The following is a 3,377-nucleotide window of genomic DNA, read 5'->3' as shown; positions in this document are numbered from 1 at the left end:
TGGTCCATCAGCGCGTACAGCATCGACGGCACCAGCATGGTGGCCGAGATCTTCTCCTCCTCGATGGTGCGCAGCACCTGAGCCGGGTCGAAACCCGGAAGCACGATCAGCTCACCGCCTTTGAGCAGCGTCGGCACGAAGAACGCCGCGCCGGCGTGCGAGAGCGGCGTGCACATCAGGAAACGGGGATGTTGCGGCCATTCCCATTCGGCGAGCTGGATCTGGGTCATGGCGGTCATCGCGCGCGCGGTTCCGATGACGCCCTTGGGTTTTCCGGTGGTGCCGCCGGTATAGGTGATGGACACGACGTGACCGGGGGACAGCGGCGCGACGGCCAGCGGCTGCGGATCGAATGTGGCTGCGGCGGAGACGATGTCGTGCCCAACGCCGGCCAGCTCGTCGGGTACGGGACCGAGGGTGAGGATCCGGGTGAGTCCGTCGACGCGGTCGAGCAATTCGAGTGCGCGCTCGACGAACTTGGGGATCGGGTCGATCACCAGCGTCGTCACACCGGCATCGCCGAGGACGTAGGCGTGGTCGTCGACCGAACCCAGCGGGTGCAGCGCGGTGCGCCGCCAGCCCTGCGTCTGCCCGGCACCGATCACCAACAGCACCTCGGGACGATTCAGCGCCAGCAAGCCGACCGCCGAACCCGATGCGGCCCCGACGGATTGGAATGCCTGGACGTATCGGCTGATCTCCTGCGCCATCTGTTTTCCGGTCAGCTGCGCCGCCCCGAGACGCAGCACGGTCCGGTCGGAGTGCCGGGCGAGCGCGGAGGCCATGAGGTGACCGAGGTGCACACCGTCATGCAGTGGCACCGTGGGCGGGACGACCGGCTCGGGGACGATGAGGGATGCGGTGTGCGCGGCCGGGGCGTTCGTAGCCGAGGAGTTCATGACCACCAGACTAGAACGTGTTTCAGTTTTTGCCCAGAACCGAGCCCGATCCGGACGTAGCACCGTCGGCCGGACACCTCCCCTACTTCGCGGTAAGCGCCTAGGATTGCGGCATGACTGATCTTGACCAGGCGACGACCCGTCGCGACATCACCGACGCACTGCTCACCGCGCTCGAACGCCGCCACGAGGTGCTCGACGCCATCGTCGACGCCGATGACCACGAGGCCGCGGTGTCCGCGATCGCCGAACTGCTCGGCAAATCCACCCTGGGCGCCGAGGCCGTCCTCGGTATGCGCCTGAATCAACTCACCAAGGCCGAGCGCCGCAAGAACCAGGCCGAACTCGACGACCTCAACTCCACGCTTACCTTCACCCTCGCCGAACGTCCCGCGAGCAGCGGCGACACCCTCGAAGTGCGCGCCTTCTGCGCCGACGACGCCGACATCTTCGCCGTGCGCACCGAAGAACTCAAGGTGGCCGGCGACGGATCGGGAGAGCCCGCGGGCCCGCTGGCCGACGAGATCGCCAAGGGCGCACAGCGCGTCGACGACGAGGACGCAGTGTGGCTGGTCGCCGAGGAGGAGGGCATCAAGGTGGGCCTGATCTTCGGCGAACTGTCCGACGGCGAGGTGGATGTGCGCATCTGGATCCATCCCGACAAGCGCAAGCAGGGTTACGGCGTTGCCGCACTGCGCAAGTCGCGGTCCGAGATGGCGTCGCTGTTCCCGGGTGTGCCGATGGTGGTGCGCGGCCCCAGCTCGTAGAGTCTTAAACCCGCCGGGGACGGCCGAATCTCGCTGTGATCGCGGTGATTCGGCCGTCGTCGTCTATCAGGAACGACTCGCGGACCTCCGCCGCCAGCCCGAGTGCCCGGGGTTGCACGTGCACGAAGTAGCGGGTGGTCACCGTGTGCTGATCGACCGTCGCGGTGAACCCGCTGACGGCGTGGATCAACCGGAACTGCGGGCCGCGGGCCAGACTGCGGGTGATGTGCGGGCCGTTGCGGCCGGTGCGCACCCCGAACTCGACGCGCGTGCAGTCCGGATGCAGCGACACCACCGATGGGTCGTGACTGACCAGGGCGTCGACATAAGCTCTAGCGATCGCGACCCGGCGGGATTCGTCGACGGGCATGGATCCGCCTCTACCGGGCACCGTAGACGGGCATCGGCACGGGGGCCTTGGCCAGCAGTTCCTCCACCACCGGCCCGAGTTCGGCAACATCCCAGCGGGCGCCCTTGTCGGCCTCGACGCTGCGCTGCCAGCCGTCGGACACCGAGATCTTGCCGCCCTCCACCTCGAAGACGCGGCCGGTGACCGACGCCGACTGGGCCGAACCCAGCCACACCACCAGTGGCGACACGTTGGCCGGATCCATGGCGTCGAACGAGCCGTCGGTGGGCGCGGCCATCTGCTCGGCCATCGCACCGCCTGCGCCGACGGTCATCTGTGTGCGCGCCGACGGGGCGATCGCGTTGGCGGTGATGCCGTAGCCGCCCATCTCGGCCGCCGACTGAATGGTCAGCTCCGCGATGCCGGCCTTGGCGGCAGAGTAGTTGCCCTGGCCCACCGAGCCGTACAAGCCTGCGCCGGAGGAGGTGTTGATGATGCGGGCCTGCGGGGTGCGGCCGGCTTTGGCCTCGGCACGCCAGTACGCGGCGGCGTGACGCAAGGTGACGAAGTGGCCCTTGAGGTGCACGCGCACCACCGAATCCCACTCCTGTTCCGACAGAGACACCAGCATCCGGTCGCGGACGAAACCGGCATTGTTGACCAGGGTGTCGAGGCGACCGAACTCGTCGACCGCGGTGGCGATCAGGGATTCGCCGTAGGCCCAGTCGGCGACGTCGCCGACGCTCGCGACGGCGCGGCCACCGGCGTCCCGGATCTCCCCGGCGACGGTGTTGGCCGAGTCTGCGTCGTAGTCGTTGACCACGACGGAAGCGCCGTCAGCGGCGAAGGCGTGTGCGTGGGCGCGGCCCAGGCCCTGGCCGGCGCCGGTGACTATCGCGACGCGGCCTTCATTCAGCTTGCTGGACAATGGTTCTCCTCGGGTTGGTCGTTATCGTTGGTGTGGTTGTGGTGGCGTCAGGTGTCGAAAGGTCACCGGACCCTTCGTGACCCTCGCTCCTTCGTCGCTTCGGCCTCAGGGATCAAGATGACACCCGACACCCTCATCGCTTCGGCCCCAGGAATCACGATGACACCCGACACCCTCATCGCTTCGGCCTCAGGGATCAAGATGACACCCGACACCCTCATCGCTTCGGCCCCAGGGATCACGATAGGTACCCGACACCCTCCGCTTCGGCCACAGGGATCGCCTTCTTGATCCCTGAGGAGGCGAGCCGCTAGGCGAGGCGTCTCGAAGGGTCCGGCGAGCCGCGGCTCCCAACGCTTCACACCTGGTTGCCGGCGTTGGCGGCGGACAGGAAGGCGGGGCGTTCGCCGCCGCCGTGGATTGTGAGGGTGCTG

General features: G+C 67.8%; 4 protein-coding genes. 1 reads left to right on the top strand and 3 read right to left on the bottom strand.

Annotated elements, in window-relative coordinates:
• Nucleotides 1-785, bottom strand: a 785-nt coding sequence (locus KDB67_RS08295) for an AMP-binding protein (RefSeq protein ID WP_291014688.1), incomplete at its 3' end; no start/stop codon positions are given.
• A 227-nt stretch (nt 786-1,012) separates the two neighbouring features.
• On the opposite strand from KDB67_RS08295, the gene KDB67_RS08290 reads away from it, so the two are divergent.
• Entirely contained in the window at nt 1,013-1,666 is a 654-nt protein-coding gene (locus KDB67_RS08290; protein ID WP_291014686.1) for a GNAT family N-acetyltransferase, read from the top strand.
• Between the two features lie 4 nt (nt 1,667-1,670).
• On the opposite strand, the gene KDB67_RS08285 is transcribed toward KDB67_RS08290, so the two are convergent.
• Together KDB67_RS08285 and KDB67_RS08280 are read right to left on the bottom strand one after the other, a co-directional pair.
• Nucleotides 1,671-2,036 carry a hypothetical protein gene (locus tag KDB67_RS08285; RefSeq protein WP_291014684.1) on the bottom strand — a complete coding sequence of 122 codons (366 nt, stop codon included), beginning with the start codon at nt 2,034-2,036 and terminating at the stop codon, nt 1,671-1,673.
• Nucleotides 2,037-2,046: 10 nt separating this feature from the next.
• Nucleotides 2,047-2,943, bottom strand: coding sequence for an SDR family oxidoreductase (locus KDB67_RS08280; protein ID WP_291014680.1), 897 nt, complete (start codon nt 2,941-2,943; stop codon nt 2,047-2,049).
• Nucleotides 2,944-3,377: the final 434 nt, after the last annotated feature.

Source organism: Gordonia sp. (in: high G+C Gram-positive bacteria), assembly GCF_020438995.1.
In the GTDB taxonomy this organism is placed as follows: Bacteria; Actinomycetota; Actinomycetes; order Mycobacteriales; family Mycobacteriaceae; genus Gordonia.
Note: the sequence above shows the minus strand (reverse complement) of the source record. Positions and strands in the feature narration are given on the sequence as shown.

Bases quoted from the DNA above. Each gene is read 5' to 3' on its own strand.
- KDB67_RS08290 (WP_291014686.1), top strand. From the start codon at position 1,013: ATGACTGATCTTGACCAGGCGACGACCCGTCGCGACATCACCGACGCA.
- KDB67_RS08285 (WP_291014684.1), bottom strand. From the start codon at position 2,036: ATGCCCGTCGACGAATCCCGCCGGGTCGCGATCGCTAGAGCTTATGTC.